Genomic DNA, 17801 nt, shown 5'->3' on the forward strand with positions numbered 1-17801 from the left:
GCTATAAGCCCGCGGTCTGGTCACGGAGTGTAGCGCAGTCTGGTAGCGCACCTCGTTCGGGACGAGGGGGTCGCAGGTTCAAATCCTGCCACTCCGACCAGAAAAAACAAGCACTTGGCCTTTCCCGAAATCGCCATCCGTCTGAAATCCGGACTGCCGTCAATCGTCGCCGTAGCTCTCCGGCAGATGGCGCCGGAGTTCCATCGCGTCGTGGAGAACGCGGCCAATTCCGACGACCTCAAGCGTCATCCGGTAGAGCAGAAAATGGCGTGGTCGCAGAACAATGCCGTGTTCGGTCCGTGCTCGATCCCGACTATAGCGCAAGTGATAGCTGCGGATATTGTTTCCCAGGTCCGCGCGGGCGATGCTGCCCACCCTTCGGGATCGGCAGCAATGTCGCGCAGCGCCGCAATCAGCAACCCTTCGTAACGGACACGCGCGATCTCGCCGAAATTGAACTTCCGTGTAGGCGAGTATTTGAACGATGTCTTCCTTCGCGGCTGCTGAAAGCCGGTACAGGACCATGGCGTTACAAGCCTGGTTTTTTCGCGCGTAAGCTTGCCTGCCGCCCCAGGCCATTCATAAGTTTTTCGAGACTGTCTCCAGCAATATCCTCGAAACGGCCTTGCTCGATGTCGTGGAAACCGATGCTGGCTGCCTCCCTGAGCGCGGCCAGCTTTGCCGACTCCCTCGCCTCGCGCTGCTCGATCAGCCGCAAGCCGTCACGCAATACCTCGCTGGCGTTCTGATAACGCCCGGTTTTCACCAGCCGATCGATCACCTCTTCGAGGTGTTCCGTCAGGACAACATTGCGGGTCGGCATCGCGGTATCAGCTCCAATTCAACAGGCATGATCTAGGGGGATAGCATATTATGCCAATACCGTCGCTCGAACGATGTGTGATCTTCGAAAACAGAATCGTGCGACAACGCTCGACAACGGTTTCTCACTTTGGCCTAATGGCAACCCGCCATGCTCCTGGATGCGCGGGACCGCAGGACGGCGAACCAGGGTTGAGAGTATGAAGTTCACGCCGACGGCCATTCTACCGACAATTGCGGTCCTCTTGTTCGCGGCGGGCTGCTCATCGACCACCGCGTCGATCAGCCCGGCGAACTACGACAAAATGAACTGCCCCGAGCTCAACAATGCGGTCGGCGACACCGCGACCGATATTTCACGCACCGCAATCGCTCGCGGCAAGGTCGCCAACACCAGCGTGCCGACATGGCTGCTCGGCAGCGAGCGCGTGAAGACGGCGATCGCCAATCGCGAAACCGCGCGGATCGAACGGCTGCAGCAACAGCAGCAGGTGATCGTCGCGACGCGGAACCAGAGGTGCCCGTCCTCGCCGTGAGGCGAGCTAGGTCAAGCTTGCCCCGGCTTCAAGCGCTCATGCGGAACCGTGCCGTATCGATCGCGGCGTTCATCAGCGTCTGGGTGTAGGCTTCGCGCGGATTGTCGAAGATTTCTTGCGTCGGCCCTTCCTCGACGATCTTTCCCTGCTTCATGACGATGATGTAGTCGGCCATGGCGCGGACCACCGCGAGGTCGTGGCTGATGAAGAGGTAGGACAGCTCGTGGTCGGCCTGCAGCTTGCGCAACAGCTCGACGATCTGCTTCTGCACGGAACGGTCAAGCGCCGAGGTCGGCTCGTCGAGCACCACCACTTTCGGCTTCAGGATCATGGCGCGGGCAATGGCGATGCGCTGGCGCTGACCGCCGGAGAATTCATGCGGGTAGCGGTTGCGCGCATTGGGGTCGAGGCCGACCTCGCGCAGCGCCTCGACGGCGCGCTGGTCGCGCTGCTTGCCGGTCAATGAGGGCTCGTGCACCAAAAGGCCCTCGGTGATCACCTGGCCGACGGTCATGCGCGGCGACAACGAGCCGAACGGATCCTGGAACACGAGCTGCAATTCGCGCCTGAGCGGCCGCATCGCCTGGCGGTCCGCGTCCGAAATGTCGCGGTCGCCAAAGCGGATCACGCCGTCGCTGGGCAAGAGCCTGAGCAGCGCGCGGCCCAGCGTCGACTTGCCTGAACCGGACTCGCCGACGATGCCGATCGTCTGGTTGCGCTTCAGCCGGATCGAGATCCTGTCCACCGCGCGCAGCATCAGCGGCTCGCCGCCAAGAAAGCCGCCGCCGATCTTGAAGACGACTTCGACATTGCGGCCTTCGAGCAGCACCGGCGCACTGGCGGGCGGCGCCACCTTGGTGCCCGTCGGCTCGGCCGCGAGCAGCATCTTGGTGTAGGCATGCTGCGGATTGGCGAAGAGCGCTTCCGCATCGCCCTCCTCCACCACCTCGCCCAGGCGCATGACATAGACGCGGTCGGCGAAGCGGCGCACGATGCCGAGGTCGTGGGTGATGAAGACGATGGCCATGCCGAGCTTGCGCTGCAGTTCGGCAAGCAGCATCAGAATCTGCGCCTGGATGGTGACGTCGAGCGCCGTCGTCGGTTCGTCGGCGATGAGGATGTCCGGATCGTTGGCCAAGGCCATGGCGATCATGACGCGCTGGCGCTGGCCGCCCGACATCTCGTGCGGATAGGATTTCATCCGCCGTTCGGGATCGGGAATATGCACCAGCCTGAGCAATTTCAGCGCCTCTTCCCGCGCGGCCGCCGCGGAAAGCCCGCGATGCCGGCGGATCGGCTCGATCAGCTGGTTGCCGATTGTGTAGAGCGGGTCGAGCGAGGTCATCGGCTCCTGGAAGATCATGCTGATCTTGCGGCCGCGCACCTGGTTCAGCTCGCTCTTTGACATCGTCAGGAGATTGCGGCCGCGGTAGTCGACCTGGCCGGTCGCCTCGCCATTGGAGGAAAGCAGGCTCATCGCCGCCATCATCGTCTGGCTTTTGCCGGAGCCGGATTCGCCGACGACGGCGACCGTCTCGCCGGCGTTGACCTTGATGTTGATGCCCTTCACGGCCTCGACCGCGCCGTCGAGGGTCTGGAAGCGGACGCGCAGGTCCTTGACGCTGAGGATCGTTTCGGAACCAGTCATCTCAGCGGTCCTTGGGATCGAGCGCGTCGCGCAGGCCGTCGCCGACGAAATTCAGGGCGAACAGCGTCGAGACGAGGAAGAAGGCCGGGAACAAAAGCAGCCAGTTGGCGTAGCCGATGTTCTTGGCGCCGACCGAGATCAGCACGCCCCAGCTGGTCATCGGCTCCTGCACGCCTAGACCGAGAAAGGACAGGAAGCTCTCCAGGATGATGACCTGCGGCACCAAGAGCGTCATGTAGATGACCACCGGGCCAAGCAGGTTGGGGATGACATGGCGCAACAGGATGCCGCGCTGGCCGACGCCCATGGCCTCCGCCGCCTGGACATATTCCTGCCTGCGGATCGACAGCGCCTGGCCGCGCACGATGCGCGCCATGTCGAGCCACAACACAGCGCCGACCGCCAGAAACATCAGCACGAAGTTGCGGCCGAAAAACACCACCAGCATGATGACGAAGAAGATGAAGGGCAGCGAATAGAGCACGTCGACAATGCGCATCATCACCTCGTCGACCTTGCCGCCGGAGAAGCCCGCGGTCGCGCCGTAGATGACGCCGATGACGCCGGCGACGACGCCGGCGAGCAGGCCGATGGCCAGAGAGATGCGTCCGGCCATCAGCGTCCGCGAAAGCAGGTCGCGGCCGGTGTTGTCGGTGCCGAAGAAGAAATATTGCTGCTTCACGGCCGAGCTCATCGTCACTTCGAGGCCGTCGGGCGACTTGTTCTCGATCCTGGTGTCGTCGAAGGCGTCGGAGCGGTCGAGATAGCGGATGTTGCGGTCGTCGATCGGCTTGGTCGAGGTGACGGTGACGATGACGCGATTGCCGTCCTGGTGCCATTCCTTGATGTCGGCGCGCATGCGCTTGATGGCGTCGCCCAGCGCACCCTGGATCATGTCGGGTTTCGGATAGGCCGAAAAGCTAGGCGGCATGCGCACATAGTCGCCATATATGGTGGTGTATGCGTGCGGCACGACCCAGGGACCGCAAATGCTGATGACGGCGATGAAGGCCAGGTAATAGAGGCTGAGCATCGCGGCGCGGTTGCGTTTGAGCCGCGCCCAGGCGTTGCCCCAGAGCGAGCGGCCGACAATCGGCTCGGGCACGGCGACGGCGAGGTCAGTCATAGCGCACCCTCGGATCGACGACCGCATAGAGCAGGTCGACGATCAGGTTGAAGACGATGGTGAAGAGCGCGATCACCACCACGGTTCCCATGACAAGCGTATAGTCGCGGTTGAGGGCTGCATCGACGAAGTAGCGGCCGACCCCGGGGATAGAGAAGATGGTCTCGACGATGATCGAGCCGGTCAACAGCGCGGCCGCCGCCGGACCGGTGAAGGAGACGATCGGCAGCACGGCGCCGCGCAGCGCATGCTTGACCACCACTGACCAGTCCGATAGGCCGAGCGCGCGGGCGGTGCGGATATGGTGCGAACGCAGGCTCTCGATCATGGAGCCGCGCATCAGTCGGGCGACGATTGCGATCTGCGGCAAGGCCAGCGTCAGCACCGGACCGACCTTATTGATCAAGGCGCCGTCGCCCCAGCCGCCGATCGGCAACAGCTTCCAGGACAACCCGAAGACGAGCTGGATCACCGGCGCAGTGACGAAGGTGGGGATGGTGCTGCCGGCGGTGGCCAAGGCGATCACCGAATAGTCGCCTATTTTGTTCTGGTTGAGCGCGGCGATGGTGCCGAGGATCGAGCCCAACAGCAGCGCCAGCACCAGTGCCGAGCTACCGATCTGTACCGAGATCGGCAGGCCCTTGGCGAAGAGTTCGGTGACGGTGAAATCGGGCAAATTGTAGCTCGGGCCGAAACTGCCGCGCAAAAGATTGCCGAGATAGTGGACATATTGCAGCCAGAGCGGATCGTTGAGGCCGAACTGGGCTTCGAGATTGGCCCTGATCTCGGGGCTCAGGCCCCGCTCCTGGTTGAACGGGCCGCCTGGCGCGACGCGGATCAGGAAAAACGCCACCGTCACGATGACGAACAGCGTCGGGATGGCGGTCAACAGCCGCCGGAAGACATAACGCAGCATCGGCGCCCCGCTTCAGCCAGGGCGACAGGCTCTCCAGTCGAAGATCCGTGGCGCGCCGGCATCTCTGATCTTCGCACCGGGCAGCCCGAAAATCCAATCCGACTTTCGGCCCGGCACGACGACAGACCGCGACCGCCGCTCCCAAAAAGAGAGCGGCGGCACGGCCAAGGTTTTTTTCAGTCCTTGGAGATGAAGCGGGACGGATGAATGTCCATCACATTGTCGTCGAAGCCATGCAGCTTCGAGGAAACGATGTCGTGGTAGCTGTAGTAGAGAAGCGGGATCTCGCCAACGTCGTCGACGAGGATGCGCTCGGCTGCGGCGAGGTCCTTCATGCGCTCCTCGGGCTTGCCGCCTGCGGCAGCCGCCTTGTCCATGGCGGCTTCATAGGCAGGGCTGTTGTAGTTCGAGTAGTTGTTGCCGCTCGCCTTGCGCGAGATGCCGAGGAAGGTCTCGGGATCCTTGTAGTCGGCGATCCAGGCGGCACGGGCGACGTCGTAGTTGCCCTTCTGCTCGAGGAAGCTGTAATGGGTCTTGGTGTCGGTGTTGAGCAGCGTCACCTCGACGCCGAGCGGCTTCAGCTGTTCCTGGATGGCCACCGCCGTGTTCTTATGGTTCTCCGAGGTGTTGTAGCGGATCTCCATCTTCAACGGATGCTCGGGTGTATAGCCTAGCTTTTCCAGGATCTTCTTGGCCGCATCCTCGCGGTCGATCTGCGGCATGTCGGCGTATTTGGCCAGTGCCGGCGTGTAGCCCTCGATGCCCGGGGGCACCATCGAATATCCAGGCAGCATCGAGTTCTGCCAGACCTTCTCGGCGAGGAAGTCGCGGTCGATCGCCATCGAGATGGCGTTGCGCAACTCGACATTGTCCCAAGGCGCCTTGTCGGTCTTGACCGCGTAATAATAAGTGCCGAGATACGGCCCGACACGGACTTGGTCGCCGAATTTGGTTTTGAGATCGGCGAGCTGCTCGGTCGGCAGGTCGCCATAGCTGTCGAGCTCGCCCGCCTCGAAACGCTTCATCGCCGACGAGCGATCCTCGGTCGGGATGTAATTGACCACGTCGAGCTTGACGCTCGCGGCGTCCCAGAATTTCGGGTTCTTGACCAATTTCATATGGTCGTTGGGAACCCACTCCGCCAGCGTATAGGCGCCATTGGAGACCAGCTTGCCCGGCTTGATCCAGTCGGCGCCGAGCTTGTCCATGGAAGCCTTGTTGACCGGATAGGTCGCTTGGTGGGTCAGCATCTCCAGGAAGTAGGGCGTCGGAGCCTTGAGCGTGACTTCAAGCGTGTTGGCGTCGATCGCCTTCACGCCCATATCCTCGGCCTTGCCTTTCTTGGTGTTGAAGTCCTCGGCGCCCTTCACCGGATAGAGCATCGAGGCGTATTCTGCAGCGGTGGCCGGATCTTCCAGTCGATGGAACGAATAGACGAAGTCGTCCGCCGTCACCGGGGTGCCGTCCGACCAGAGCCCGTCCTTGCGCAGCTTGAAGGTGTAGACGGTGCCGTCATCCGATACCGTCCAGCTTTCGGCGGCGCCCGGAATGAGATTGGTCTTCTGATCATGCATGACGAGGCCCTGGAACAGGTCGCGTATGATATCGGCTTCGTAGACAGTCGACGTCTTGTGCGGATCGACCGTCTCCGCCTCGGCGGCGGCGCCGCGGTTGTAGACGGTTTCGGCGAAGGCAGGCGTGTAGAATGTGCCGGTGGCCAAGGCCAATGTGGTGGCGAACACCGTCGCCTTCAGCATGTCTTTCAGCATGAAGTTTCTCCCTGTCGGCGCAGCCCCTCAGCCGCGCCTTCTTAAGTTTTGACACCTCGGAACCGTTGAAACGGCCCCGTTTCAGGCGTGCCGCCGGTTCCTTCCGGCGGCTGGTGGCAGGAGACTAGACAGAGCGAAATCTTATTTCAACCATTGCCTGCTTGACGCAAAGTGAGCGCCATAACGCTAAAACAGCGAAACCTAAAGCTTAGAGCTTGCTTTCAACTTGCCACACCTGCCGGTTGTTCCAGCTGTTTTCTGTTTTTGCAGGCGGCCTTTGGCATTCTCCGCGCCATGCTGAAGAACCGAAAATTGCTTGTTCCGTGGTGTCGTTTCCGGGCTGACGCCACGGGCACGTCGGCAATCGAATTTGCCATGCTGGCGCCGGTCTTCATCCTGCTTCTGCTCGGCATGGTTGCATATGGGATTTATTTCGGCGCCAGCCATTCGGTGCAGCAGATCGCCGCCGACGCGGCGCGCACCGCGATTGCCGGCCTCAACCAGACCGAGCGGCAGGCGCTGGTTACCGATTTCATCACTCACGATGTCTCGGGCTATCCGTTCGTCGACGCCAACAAGCTGACCGTCAACGCGCAGGACAGCGCCGTCGACGGCAGCCAGTTCGTCGTCTCGGTCACCTACGATGCGCGCAACCTGCCGATCTGGAACCTGTTCCGGACGCTGCCGCTGCCGGGCACGACGATCCAACGTCAATCGACGATCCGCGTCGGAGGCATATGATGCCCATCAAGGGGGGGCTGGAGCGGCTTATCGTTTCCCGAAAAGGCCAGACCGCTCCATCTGTTTTCAGTGACGCAATTCCGGACGGAAGGCTACGGCGAGGTCGCCGAACTCAACCGCCTCGCACTTTTCCTGGAATTGCTTTCATGGCGGCGACGCGACGGCTGCTCGCCGACCGGAGCGCGAATTTCGCCGTCATGACCGCGCTGTGCACGCCGGTGGCGCTGGCGCTGACCGCCTTCGCGATCGACGAAGGTTCCCTTTACAACGAGCGCCGCGCCGCGCAGTCGATCGTCGACCTTGCCGCAATCACCGCGGCCTCGAACATCACCAACGCCCAGCAGGCGGTGCTGACCGTGCTCAGCGACAACGGTATCACCTCGGTCGCCGTGCAGCAACAGGGCGCGACCGTGGCGCCGACCGCCAGCAAGGCGGTCGTCCAGGTCGTGCCAGGGCGCTACACGGGCGTCAGCACCATTGCCGCCGGCAGCCGGTTCGAGGCGGGCAAGCTGCCCTACAATGCGGTCCAGGTGACGCTCAAGAAGCAGGGTACGCTTTATTTCGCCGGCTCGATCATGGCGCCGCCCACTCTCGGCACGACCGCTATCGCCAGCGCGCAGCCGCAAGCGGCTTTTTCGGTCGGCTCGCGGCTCGCCAGCCTCAATGGCGGCATTCTCAACGCGCTTCTCGGCGGCCTTCTCGGCGGCAACATCTCGCTCAGCGTGATGGACTACAATTCACTGGTGTCGGCCGATGTCGACGTTCTTTCGTTCACCGATGCGCTGGCGACGCAATTGCATCTGACCGGCGTTTCCTACAACGACGTGCTCGCCTCCAAAGCAACGATCGGACAGATCGCCACGGCAATGGCCAATGTGCCGGGGCTCGACCGCACAGCCAAACTCGCTCTGCAGACCATGGCCTCCAGCGCCACCAATACGGTCAGGATTCCGCTCAGCACCCTCATCGATCTCGGCTCCGTCGGTGATCTCGGCATCGGGCAAAAGCCGGCCGGCCTTAACGTGACAGCCAGCGCGCTCAGCATGCTCACCGCGGCTGCCGCTCTGGCCAATGGCACGAATCAGGTCGCGGTCAATCTCGGCGCCACCATACCGGGCCTGGCATCGACGACGCTTGCGATCGCCATCGGCGAGCCGATGCAGAACTCGGCCTGGCTGGCAGTGGGAGAAGCCGGCACCGTGGTGCGCACGGCGCAGACCCGCATCAAGCTCAACGCCAGCGTGACACTCGGCAATTCCAACCTCGGCGGCGGCACCAGTCTTGTCGCCGTCCACCTGCCGCTCAATGTCGAAGTGGCCTATGCCGAAGCGAAGCTGACCGACATCACTTGCCCGACGGGTCCCTCCAGTATCAAGGTTTCGATCGCCGCGCAGCCGGGCGTGGTCTCAGCCCATCTCGCCAACAGCAATGCCAGCGGCTTCGCGGATTTCACCAAGCCGCAGTCCTTCTCCGACGCCGATATCGCGGACCTGAAGCTGTTGCTCGTCCCGCCGCTGCAGGTGACAGGCTCGTCGGCCTTCTCGGTCACCAACATGACGCCGACCAACCTGATCTACAATGCGACCGACATCGCAAACAAGGCGATCAAGACGGTGTCGACGAAGAACCTGACGCAGTCGCTGACGACATCGCTGATCAATAACCTGTCGCTCTCGGTCAACGCGCTGGGGCTCGGCCTCGACATGACCGCCCTGCTCGGCACAGTGAAGCCGGCGGTGACGACGCTGCTCAACGGCGTGACCGCGCCGGTCGACGACCTCCTCTACAATGTGCTTGGAGCTCTGGGCGTCCATGTCGGCGAGGCGGACGTGCGCGTGACCGGCGCGACCTGCGGACGTTCGGTGCTGGTTCAGTAAGAAACCGTCAGCCAATCCTGCCGACGAAACTGCCCAGAGGCGGCAGCGCCAGCACGCTGTCCTCGACCACACCGGTAAGAACGCCGGCGGCGTCAACGTCAAATGCCGTTATCTCGGCCTCGCCGATCTCGGTGGGCAGCGCCCAGCCTGTTGCCTCGGTCGAGAAATTGAAAACGCAAAGCAGCCTTTCGCCATCACACTCACGGAGGAAAGCAAGCACATCGCCCTCGGCCTCGAGAAAGCGGATCGAGCCGGCAATCAGTGCCGGATGGCTCTTGCGCAAGGCAAGGATCGAGCGATAGGCGGCAAGCACCGACCGCTCCTCGCCATTCTGGACGTCGACCGCCCGGGCGCGATGCGCCTGCGGCACCGGCAGCCAGGGCTTGGCCGTCGAGAAGCCGGCATTGTCCGCCTCCGCCTGCCAGACCATCGGGGTGCGGCAACCGTCCCTACCCTTCACGCCGGGCCAGAAGCGGATGCCGACGGGATCACGCAGATCCTCATAGGCTAGCTCCGCCTCCTCCAGCCCCAGTTCCTCGCCCTGATAGACGCAGATCGAACCGCGCAGGCAGGCAAGCAGCGCGATCGAGAACTTCGCCACCGCGCCCGGGCTCTCGCCTTGCCGCGTCCAGCGGCTGACATGGCGTACGACGTCATGGTTGGAGAAGGCCCAGCAGATCCAGCCGTCCGGGGCAGTCGTCTCGAACGCCTCCACGCAGCCGCGCACATGGGCGGCGGAAAATTGCGGGCTGAGCAGGTCGAATGTGTAGCACATCTGCAATTTGTCGCCGCCCGATACATAGGCGGCGAGCGTCTGCAAGGAGCGCTCCTCGTCACCCACCTCGCCGACCGCGGCGCGGTGGGGATATTCGTCGAGCAGCGCGCGGAAGCGCTTCAGAAAGTCGAGGTTCTCGGGACGGGTCTTGTCGAAGAGATGCTCCTGGAAGGCATAGGTGCTGGTGGCGCCATTGGTGCCGGCGGCACTTGCGGCCAAGGGCGGGTTGTCGCGCAGCCAGCGGTCGTGGACATAGTAGTTGACCGTGTCCAGCCGGAAACCGTCGACGCCGCGTTCCAGCCAGAAGCGCACGGTGTCCAAAAGCGCGTCCTGAACGTCCGGATTGTGGAAGTTCAGATCCGGCTGAGCGGCGAGGAAATTGTGCATGTAGTATTGCCGGCGGGTGGCGTCCCATTCCCAGGCCGGCCCGCCGAACAGCGATTGCCAGTTGTTGGGCGCGCTGCCATCCGGCCTGGCGTCAGCCCAGACGTACCAGTCCGCCTTGGCATTGTCGCGGCTGGCACGGCTCTCGACGAACCATTCATGCTTGTCGGAAGAATGCGAGATCACCTGGTCGATGATGAGTTTCAGGCCGAGCCGGTGAGCCTCGGCGACCAGCGCGTCGAAATCTTCCAATGTGCCGAACATCGGATCGACGTCGCGATAGTCGGATACATCGTAGCCCATGTCGGCCATCGGCGACTTGAAGAAGGGCGAGAGCCAGACGGCATCGACGCCGAGCGACGCGACATGGGCGAGCCGCGCGGTGATGCCCTTGAGGTCGCCGCTGCCGTCGCCGGTCGTGTCCTGGAAGGACCGTGGATAGACCTGGTAGATGACGCAGCCGCGCCACCATTCGCTCCCTTGCCCGGAATTTTCGGCAGCCATCACAAGCCCTTCCCGTTGCGCGATTGGGCGGCACGCCGCTCGATCATGAAATTGACGCTGCGGCCGGGCAGCGGCCGCGCAAGATCGACCGGCTGCGCCTCGATCGCCGGGTGCCACTCGTAGCCGTCCCGGACCGGCAAGGTGAAGACGCATTGGCGGCGGTCGCCATTGACCATGACGGCAAGGCGACTGCCTCCGCTATCGCCGAGCATCATGACGAGGCGATGTCGATCGGGATCGTTCCACTCCGTCTCGCCGAGCGGCGCGCCCGTCTCCGTCAGCCACTCGACATCCGGAATGGCCGAAACATCGGCCGGCTTTCCGGTCAAGAAATGCGTGTCCGACAGCGCGGGAAAGGCACGACGCATCGCAGAGAGCGATGAGGCATATCGCTCCAACGCCTGATCGCGGCCGGCCCAGTCGAGCCAGGTAATGGCATTGTCCTGCGCATAGGCGTTGTTGTTGCCTTTTTGCGTGCGGCCGAACTCGTCGCCGGCGGTCAGCATGATGGTGCCGCGCGAGGCGAAAAGCGTCGCCAGCAGCGCGCGCTGGTCGTCGAAGCGCGCCTTGGCAATCGCTGCGTCATCCGTCTCGCCCTCGGCGCCGTTGTTCCATGACAAATTGTCGTTGTGGCCGTCGTGATTGTGCTCGCCGTTGGCGTCGTTGTGCTTGCGCTCATAGGCGACGATGTCGGCCAGCGTCATGCCGTCATGCGCGGCGATGAAATTGACCGCACGGCTCGCCGGTTGGCCCTCCCTGCCGAAGACATCGGAGGAACCTGCAAGCCTTGTGGCCAAGACGCCTACCGCGTCGGCATCGCCGCGCCAGAAGCGCCTGACATCATCGCGATAACGATCGTTCCATTCCAGATATGGCGGCCGGAAATTGCCGAGCTGGTAGCCGTTCGGACCGATGTCCCAGGGCTCGGCGATCAGCACGCGGTCGGCGAGCCCGGGATCGCCGGCAATGGCCCGAAGCAGCGGCGCTTCCGGGTCGAAGGCGCCGTCGACGCGGCCGAGCACCGGCGCCAGATCGAAGCGGAAGCCGTCGACGCTGGCCAAGCTGACGAAATGGCGCAGCGTGTCGAGCACCATCTCGCGCACAACCGGATGGTCGCAGGCGACGGTGTTGCCGGTGCCGGTGTCGTTGACCAGCCTGCCGTCCGGCTGATGCCGGTAGTAGGCCACCGCATCCAGTCCGCGCAGCGACAAAGTCGGCCCGAGCCGGTCGCTTTCGCCGGTGTGGTTGAAGACGAGGTCGAGAACGGTGCCGATGCCGGCCTGACGCAGAGCGGCGACGGTGTCGCGCAGTTCCTTGAGACCGCCGGGCGCGAGGCGCGGATCGAGCGCCATGAAGGTGACGGGATTGTAGCCCCAGGCGTTGCTCAGCCCCAATGGCGGCAGATGCCGCTCGTCGATCGACGCGGTGACCGGCATCAATTCGACGGCCGACACACCGAGACGCTTCAGGTGCTCGACGATGGCCGGATGGGCGAGCGCCGCGATGGTGCCGCGCTGGGTTTCCGGCACGTCCGGATGCAGCTTGGTGAAGGAGCGGACATTGAGCTCGTAGATCAGCCCGCCAGGCCGGAACAGCGGCGGCTGGGGCGGCACCGGTTTGGGCAGCGAACGCGCAATCGCCTTCGGCATCAGCGGAGCGGTGTCGGCGCCTTCGTTGCGTTTGGCGGCAAGCCGCCAATGATATTGGTATGGACGATCGACCTCGACGGCATAGGGGTCGGCGAGAAGCTTGTTCGGATCGAACCACAGGCCGCGCTCCGGCGCATAGTCGCCGTCGGCGCGGAAGCCGTAACGCGCGCCGTCGCCAAGGCCGGAGACAAGGAGCGCGTGCCCGCCCCCGCCTTCGGGGTTGAGCTCCACCCGGTCGGTTTCAAGCGCGCCGGTGTCGTCGAAGATCGAGACCCAAAGACGTCTCGCGGATGAGGACCAGGCGGCGAAGCGGATGCCTTCGGGGGTGATGGTGGCGCCGAAGGTCATGCGAGCGCCTCCCCTTCTCCCCTTGTGGGAGAAGGTGGATCGGCGCGCAGCGCCGAGACGGATGAGGGGTGTTGGAAGAAATGAGGCGCCGGCGATGCGAGCGCCGGTTTGCGCCAAGCTGGAGCACCCCTCATCCGTCGCCTTCGGCGACACCTTCTCCCACAAGGGGAGAAGGGGGAGTCGCGCGCCCCCACCCTCAAGTAATCACGCTCGGCTTGTTGCGGCCGGTGTGGCTCTTAATGCGGGCGATGTCGTCGGCGGCGGCGATGAGAGCCGCGAGCGCTTCCTGCGTGTCGAGGTCGTGCCTTGCCTTGTCCGGCTCGTAGCGCTCGATATAGAGGCGCAGCGTCGCACCCGAGGTGCCGGTGCCGGAGAGGCGAAGCACGACGCGCGAGCCGCCCTCGAACAGGATCCGGATGCCCTGATGCTCGCTCACCGAGCCGTCGACCGGATCGCGATAGGCAAAATCGTCGGCCTTGGCGATCTTCAGGCCGCGCACGGTCGTGCCGGGCAGCGAGCCGAGCTTGGCGCGTAGCTCGTCGACCAGCGCGTTGGCGCGATCGCTCTCGACCTCCTCATAGTCGTGGCGCGAATAGTAGTTGCGCCCGTAGGTCTCCCAGTGCCCGGTTACGATGTCCTTGCAGCTCTCACCGCGCGCAGCGAGGATGTTGAGCCACAGAAGCACGGCCCACAGCCCATCCTTCTCGCGCACATGGTTGGAGCCGGTGCCGGCGCTTTCCTCGCCGCAGATGGTCGCCATGCCGGCATCGAGCAGGTTGCCGAAGAACTTCCAGCCGGTCGGCGTCTCGTAGATGCCGATGCCGAGCTTTTCGGCGACGCGGTCGGCGGCGCCGCTGGTCGGCATCGAGCGGGCAATGCCTTTCAGGCCGTCCTTGTAGCCCGGCGCCAGTTTGGCATTGGCCGCAAGCATCGCCACCGAATCCGACGGCGTGACGAAGATGCCTCTGCCGATGATCAGGTTGCGGTCGCCGTCGCCGTCGGAAGCCGCGCCGAAATCCGGCGCGTCGGGCCCCATCATCTCGTCATAGAGGTGCTTTGCGTGCACCAGGTTCGGGTCCGGGTGGTGGCCGCCGAAATCGGGCAGCGGCTTGAAGTTGCGGCAGGTGCCGTCCGGCGCGCCGAGCCGGCGTTCGAGAATCTCCTTGGCATAGGGGCCGGTTACCGCATGCATGGCGTCGAAGCGCATGCGGAAGCCCGACTTGAAGAGCTTCCTCAGCGCGTCGAAGTCGAACAGGCTTTCCATCAGTTCGGCATAGTCCTTAACCGGGTCGCAGATCTCGACCGTCATGTCGCCGGCCTTGACGGTGCCGATGGTGTCGATGTCGATGGCGCCGATATCGGCGATCTTGAAGCTCTTGAGCTGCTTCGACTTGGCAAAGATCGCGTCGGTGATCTTTTCCGGCGCCGGGCCGCCATTGCCGGCATTGTACTTGATACCGAAATCCTCGTGCGGGCCGCCCGGATTGTGGCTGGCCGACAGGATGATGCCGCCGAAGGTCTTGTATTTGCGGATAATGTTGGAGGCGGCCGGCGTCGACAGAATCCCGCCCTGCCCGACCATCACCTTGCCGAAGCCGTTGCCGGCGGCGATGGCGATCGCCTTCTGGATGACCTCGCGATTGTAGAAGCGGCCGTCGCCGCCGATCACCAGCGTCTTGCCCCGAAAACCGTCCAGCGCATCGAAGATCGACTGGATGAAGTTCTCGGCGTAGTGCTCCTGCTGGAACACCGGCACCTTTTTCCGCAGGCCGGAGGTGCCTGGCTTCTGGTCGGTATAGGGTTTGGTGGGGACGGTTTTGATCATGCCTCAGGCAGCCCTTTTTGAAAGCAGCAAGCGATAGAGTTCGACGTATTTTTCGGCGCTCTTGTCCCAGGAGACATCGGCCTTCATGCCCTGGCGCTGGATCGAGGCCCAGGTCGCGGGCCGCGCATGCTGCTCGACCAGCCGCTCGATGGCGTGGAGCATCGCGCCGCCATTGTTGGGCGCGAACTGGAAGCCGGTGGCGACGCCGGCCGACAAGGCGGCCTCGTTGGCATCGATGATGGTGTCGGCCAGACCGCCTGTCCTGGCGACGACCGGCACGCAGCCATAGCGCAGGCCATAGAGCTGGGTCAGCCCGCAGGGCTCGAAACGCGAGGGGATGATGATGGCGTCGCAGCCGCCTTGCATGACGTGCGAAAGGTCTTCGTCGTAACCGACGACGACACCGACGCGGCCGCGATGCCGGGCGGCGGCGGCAAGCAGCGTGCCTTCGAGGCCGGCGTCGCCTGAGCCGAGGATCGCCAGCCGCGCGCCGGCGGCGACGATGCCGTCGACGACCGCGGCCAGGATGTCCATGCCCTTCTGCCAGGTCAGCCGGCTGATGACGCAGACGATCGGGCTGCCATCCGCTTCCAGGCCGAAGCGCTCTTCGACCGCCTTGCGGTTCTTGCCGCGCGCCGCAAGCGTCTCGGCCGAATAATTGGCGACCAGATGCTTGTCGGTCTGCGGGTTCCAGATGTCGACGTCGATGCCGTTGACGATGCCGTAGAGATCGGTGGAGCGCATGTTGATCAGCCCGTCGAGACCCATGCCGAATTCGGGCAAGCGGATTTCCTGCGCATAGGTCGGGCTGACCGTAGTGATGGCCCAGGCGGCTTGCAGGCCGGCCTTGAGAAAGCCGACGCCGCCATAATATTCGACGCCGTCGAGCTGCATCGCCACGCTCGGCAAGCCGAGCTCGCCGAAGATGCCGGCGCCGAACTGGCCCTGGAAGGCGAGGTTGTGCACGGTGATCAGCGACGGCACGCCGACCGCCTTGCCGTAGCGCATATAGGCAAGCGTCATCGCCGACTGCCAGTCATGGGCATGAACGATGTCGGGCTGGTAACCGGAGATCGCGCCGCCGGCAATGTCACCGCCGGCCTGGCTGAGCGCGGCGAAGCGGCGCCAGTTGTCCGGCCAGTCGGCGCCGGAGGCGGTGCCGTAAGGGCCGCCCTGGCGATCGAAGAGATGCGGCGCGTCCAAAACGAAGAGATCGAGATCGCCGATCTTGGCGGCATGGATCGAAGCCTTGGCGCCCTGCAGCAGCGGATATTGGTAGACCGCCTTCTTCTTGGCGAAGGCCGCCATCACCACGGGATAGCCCGGAACCAGGGTGCGCATCGCCACGCCCTTGCCGGCAAGCGCGATCGGCAAGGCGCCGGCGACGTCGGCAAGGCCGCCGGTCTTGATCAGCGGGAAGATTTCGGGCGTGACCGACAGAACCTGCATGCGCTCCACATTCCGATCTCAAGATGACAGGTCAAAGTGACAACCTGTTGATCCAGTCGTCAGCTTGCTGATCGTTCCTGTCAGCTCGCTGATAGACCCGACAGTCTGCTGATCGACCTTATCGGGCTGACAACTTGTTGACCGACCCTAAGTGGTCGAGAGCTTGTTGATCATGTCCTGCGTGATCAGGCAGATGCCCTTCTCCGATACGCGAAAACGCTTGGCGTCGAGTGCCGGGTCCTCGCCGACAACCAGTCCTTCCGGGATGTGGACGCCGTGATCGATGACGACGCGCTTGAGGCTCGCGTTGCGACCGACCTGGACGTCGGGCAGCATCACCACTTCCTCGAGCTTGGAATAGGAATTGATGCGCGCGCCGGTGAAGATCAGGCTGCGGCGCAGCGAGGCGCCGGAAACGATGCAGTCGCCGGAGACAAGCGAGGAGATCGCCTCGCCGCGGCGGCCGTCCTCGTCATGCACGAACTTTGCCGGCGGCTTCAACTCGGCATAGGTCCAGATCGGCCAATCGCGGTCGTAGAGGTCGAGCTCGGGCGTGATATCGGTGAGGTCGATATTGGCTTCCCAATAGGCGTCCACCGTTCCGACGTCGCGCCAATAGGGTTCGGCCTCGTGCGAGGAACGCACGCAGGATTTTGCGAAGCGGTGGGCGATCGCCTTGCCGTGCTGGACGATGTAAGGGATGATGTCCTTGCCGAAGTCCCGGCTGGAGCCGGGCTCGGCGGCGTCGCGGCGCAGCTGCTCCATCAGGAACTTGGTCTTGAAGACATAGATGCCCATCGACGCCAGGGCGAATTCCGGCTTGTCCGGAATGCCGGGCGGATCGGCCGGCTTTTCGACGAAAGCTATGATGTTGTCCTTCTTGTCGACATGCATGACGCCGAAGCCGGTCGCCTCCATGCGCGGCACTTCCAGGCAGCCGACGGTGACGTCGGCGCCGGCGTCGACATGCTGGCGCAGCATCAGCTCGTAATCCATCTTGTAGATGTGGTCGCCGGCGAGGATGACCATGTATTCGGGGCCGTAGGCCTCGATGATGTCGATGTTCTGGTAGACGGCGTCGGCCGTGCCTTCATACCACTGCGTTTCCGAGACGCGCTGCGATGCAGGCAGGATGTCGAAGCTTTCGTTTCGCTCGGGCCGCAGAAAGTTCCAGCCGCGCTGCAGGTGGCGGATCAGCGAGTGCGCCTTGTACTGGGTGGCGACGCCGAGGCGGCGGATGCCGGAGTTGAGCGCATTGGAGAGGGCGAAATCGATGATGCGCGTCTTGCCGCCGAAATAGACCGCCGGCTTGGCGCGCCGGTCGGTCAGCTCCCTGAGGCGGCTGCCGCGGCCGCCGGCCAACACATAGGCCATGGCATCGCGTGCCAGCGGCTGGGTTCTTCTGATCTCTGCCATTCTGTTACCCTCCCAA

At 63.7% G+C, this 17801-nt stretch carries 14 protein-coding genes and 1 tRNA gene; 5 read left to right on the forward strand and 10 right to left on the reverse strand.

The genetic code is table 11. The features are described from left to right. Nucleotides 1–23 precede the first annotated feature (23 nt). Nucleotides 24–100: transfer RNA gene (locus tag LB552_RS10245), tRNA-Pro, on the forward strand. 14 nt (nucleotides 101–114) lie between these two features. Then, a complete protein-coding gene (locus tag LB552_RS10250) occupies nucleotides 115–429 on the forward strand; it encodes a hypothetical protein (RefSeq protein ID WP_224604828.1) in 315 nt (104 codons plus the stop codon). A gap of 100 nt (nucleotides 430–529) precedes the next feature. Here the strand turns inward: LB552_RS10250 and LB552_RS10255 are convergent, their stop codons facing one another. Beyond that, on the reverse strand, nucleotides 530–823 hold the full coding sequence (locus LB552_RS10255) for a type II toxin-antitoxin system ParD family antitoxin (RefSeq protein WP_224604843.1): 294 nt from the start codon (nucleotides 821–823) through the stop codon (nucleotides 530–532). 199 nt (nucleotides 824–1022) lie between these two features. Here LB552_RS10255 and LB552_RS10260 point away from each other — a divergent pair, with 199 nt between their 5' ends. Continuing rightward, nucleotides 1023–1358 carry a hypothetical protein gene (locus LB552_RS10260; RefSeq protein WP_224604846.1) on the forward strand — a complete coding sequence of 112 codons (336 nt, stop codon included), beginning with the start codon at nucleotides 1023–1025 and terminating at the stop codon, nucleotides 1356–1358. A 28-nt stretch (nucleotides 1359–1386) separates the two neighbouring features. Here the strand turns inward: LB552_RS10260 and LB552_RS10265 are convergent, their stop codons facing one another. The 4 genes from LB552_RS10265 to LB552_RS10280 form a co-directional block, all read right to left on the reverse strand. After that, nucleotides 1387–3006 carry an ABC transporter ATP-binding protein gene (locus LB552_RS10265; RefSeq protein ID WP_095766841.1) on the reverse strand — a complete coding sequence of 540 codons (1620 nt, stop codon included), beginning with the start codon at nucleotides 3004–3006 and terminating at the stop codon, nucleotides 1387–1389. 1 nt (nucleotide 3007) lies between these two features. Beyond that, on the reverse strand, nucleotides 3008–4132 hold the full coding sequence (locus LB552_RS10270; protein WP_224604849.1) for an ABC transporter permease: 1125 nt from the start codon (nucleotides 4130–4132) through the stop codon (nucleotides 3008–3010). Further along, nucleotides 4125–5048, reverse strand: a complete 924-nt coding sequence (locus tag LB552_RS10275; protein WP_095766839.1) for an ABC transporter permease subunit — start codon at nucleotides 5046–5048, stop codon at nucleotides 4125–4127. The genes LB552_RS10270 and LB552_RS10275 overlap by 8 nt, the downstream gene beginning before the upstream one ends. A 176-nt stretch (nucleotides 5049–5224) precedes the next feature. Continuing rightward, entirely contained in the window at nucleotides 5225–6817 is a 1593-nt protein-coding gene (locus LB552_RS10280) for a peptide ABC transporter substrate-binding protein (protein ID WP_224604850.1), read from the reverse strand. A gap of 375 nt (nucleotides 6818–7192) precedes the next feature. On the opposite strand from LB552_RS10280, the gene LB552_RS10285 reads away from it, so the two are divergent. Next, nucleotides 7193–7558, forward strand: coding sequence for a TadE family protein (locus LB552_RS10285; RefSeq protein WP_245340453.1), 366 nt, complete (start codon nucleotides 7193–7195; stop codon nucleotides 7556–7558). A 146-nt stretch (nucleotides 7559–7704) separates the two neighbouring features. Then, nucleotides 7705–9435 (forward strand): TadG family pilus assembly protein, encoded by a 1731-nt coding sequence (locus LB552_RS10290; protein WP_224604864.1) that lies wholly within the window; start codon nucleotides 7705–7707, stop codon nucleotides 9433–9435. A gap of 7 nt (nucleotides 9436–9442) precedes the next feature. On the opposite strand, the gene LB552_RS10295 is transcribed toward LB552_RS10290, so the two are convergent. The 5 genes from LB552_RS10295 to glgC all read right to left on the reverse strand — a co-directional run bounded on the left by LB552_RS10295 (nucleotide 9443) and on the right by glgC (nucleotide 17785). After that, entirely contained in the window at nucleotides 9443–11098 is a 1656-nt protein-coding gene (locus LB552_RS10295; protein ID WP_224604880.1) for an alpha-glucosidase family protein, read from the reverse strand. Beyond that, a complete protein-coding gene (gene glgX, locus LB552_RS10300) occupies nucleotides 11098–13095 on the reverse strand; it encodes a glycogen debranching protein GlgX (protein ID WP_224604895.1) in 1998 nt (665 codons plus the stop codon). Before glgX ends, LB552_RS10295 begins: the two co-directional genes overlap by 1 nt. A gap of 196 nt (nucleotides 13096–13291) precedes the next feature. Next, nucleotides 13292–14920: an alpha-D-glucose phosphate-specific phosphoglucomutase gene (locus tag LB552_RS10305; RefSeq protein WP_224604898.1), complete on the reverse strand. Its 1629-nt coding sequence runs from the start codon at nucleotides 14918–14920 to the stop codon at nucleotides 13292–13294. A gap of 3 nt (nucleotides 14921–14923) precedes the next feature. After that, nucleotides 14924–16369, reverse strand: coding sequence for a glycogen synthase GlgA (gene glgA, locus LB552_RS10310; protein ID WP_224604901.1), 1446 nt, complete (start codon nucleotides 16367–16369; stop codon nucleotides 14924–14926). Between the two features lie 147 nt (nucleotides 16370–16516). Next, nucleotides 16517–17785, reverse strand: a complete 1269-nt coding sequence (gene glgC, locus LB552_RS10315) for a glucose-1-phosphate adenylyltransferase (RefSeq protein ID WP_095766832.1) — start codon at nucleotides 17783–17785, stop codon at nucleotides 16517–16519. Nucleotides 17786–17801 lie beyond the last annotated feature (16 nt).

Source organism: Mesorhizobium sp. CA7 (assembly GCF_020165015.1).
Classification (GTDB): Bacteria; Pseudomonadota; Alphaproteobacteria; order Rhizobiales; family Rhizobiaceae; genus Mesorhizobium.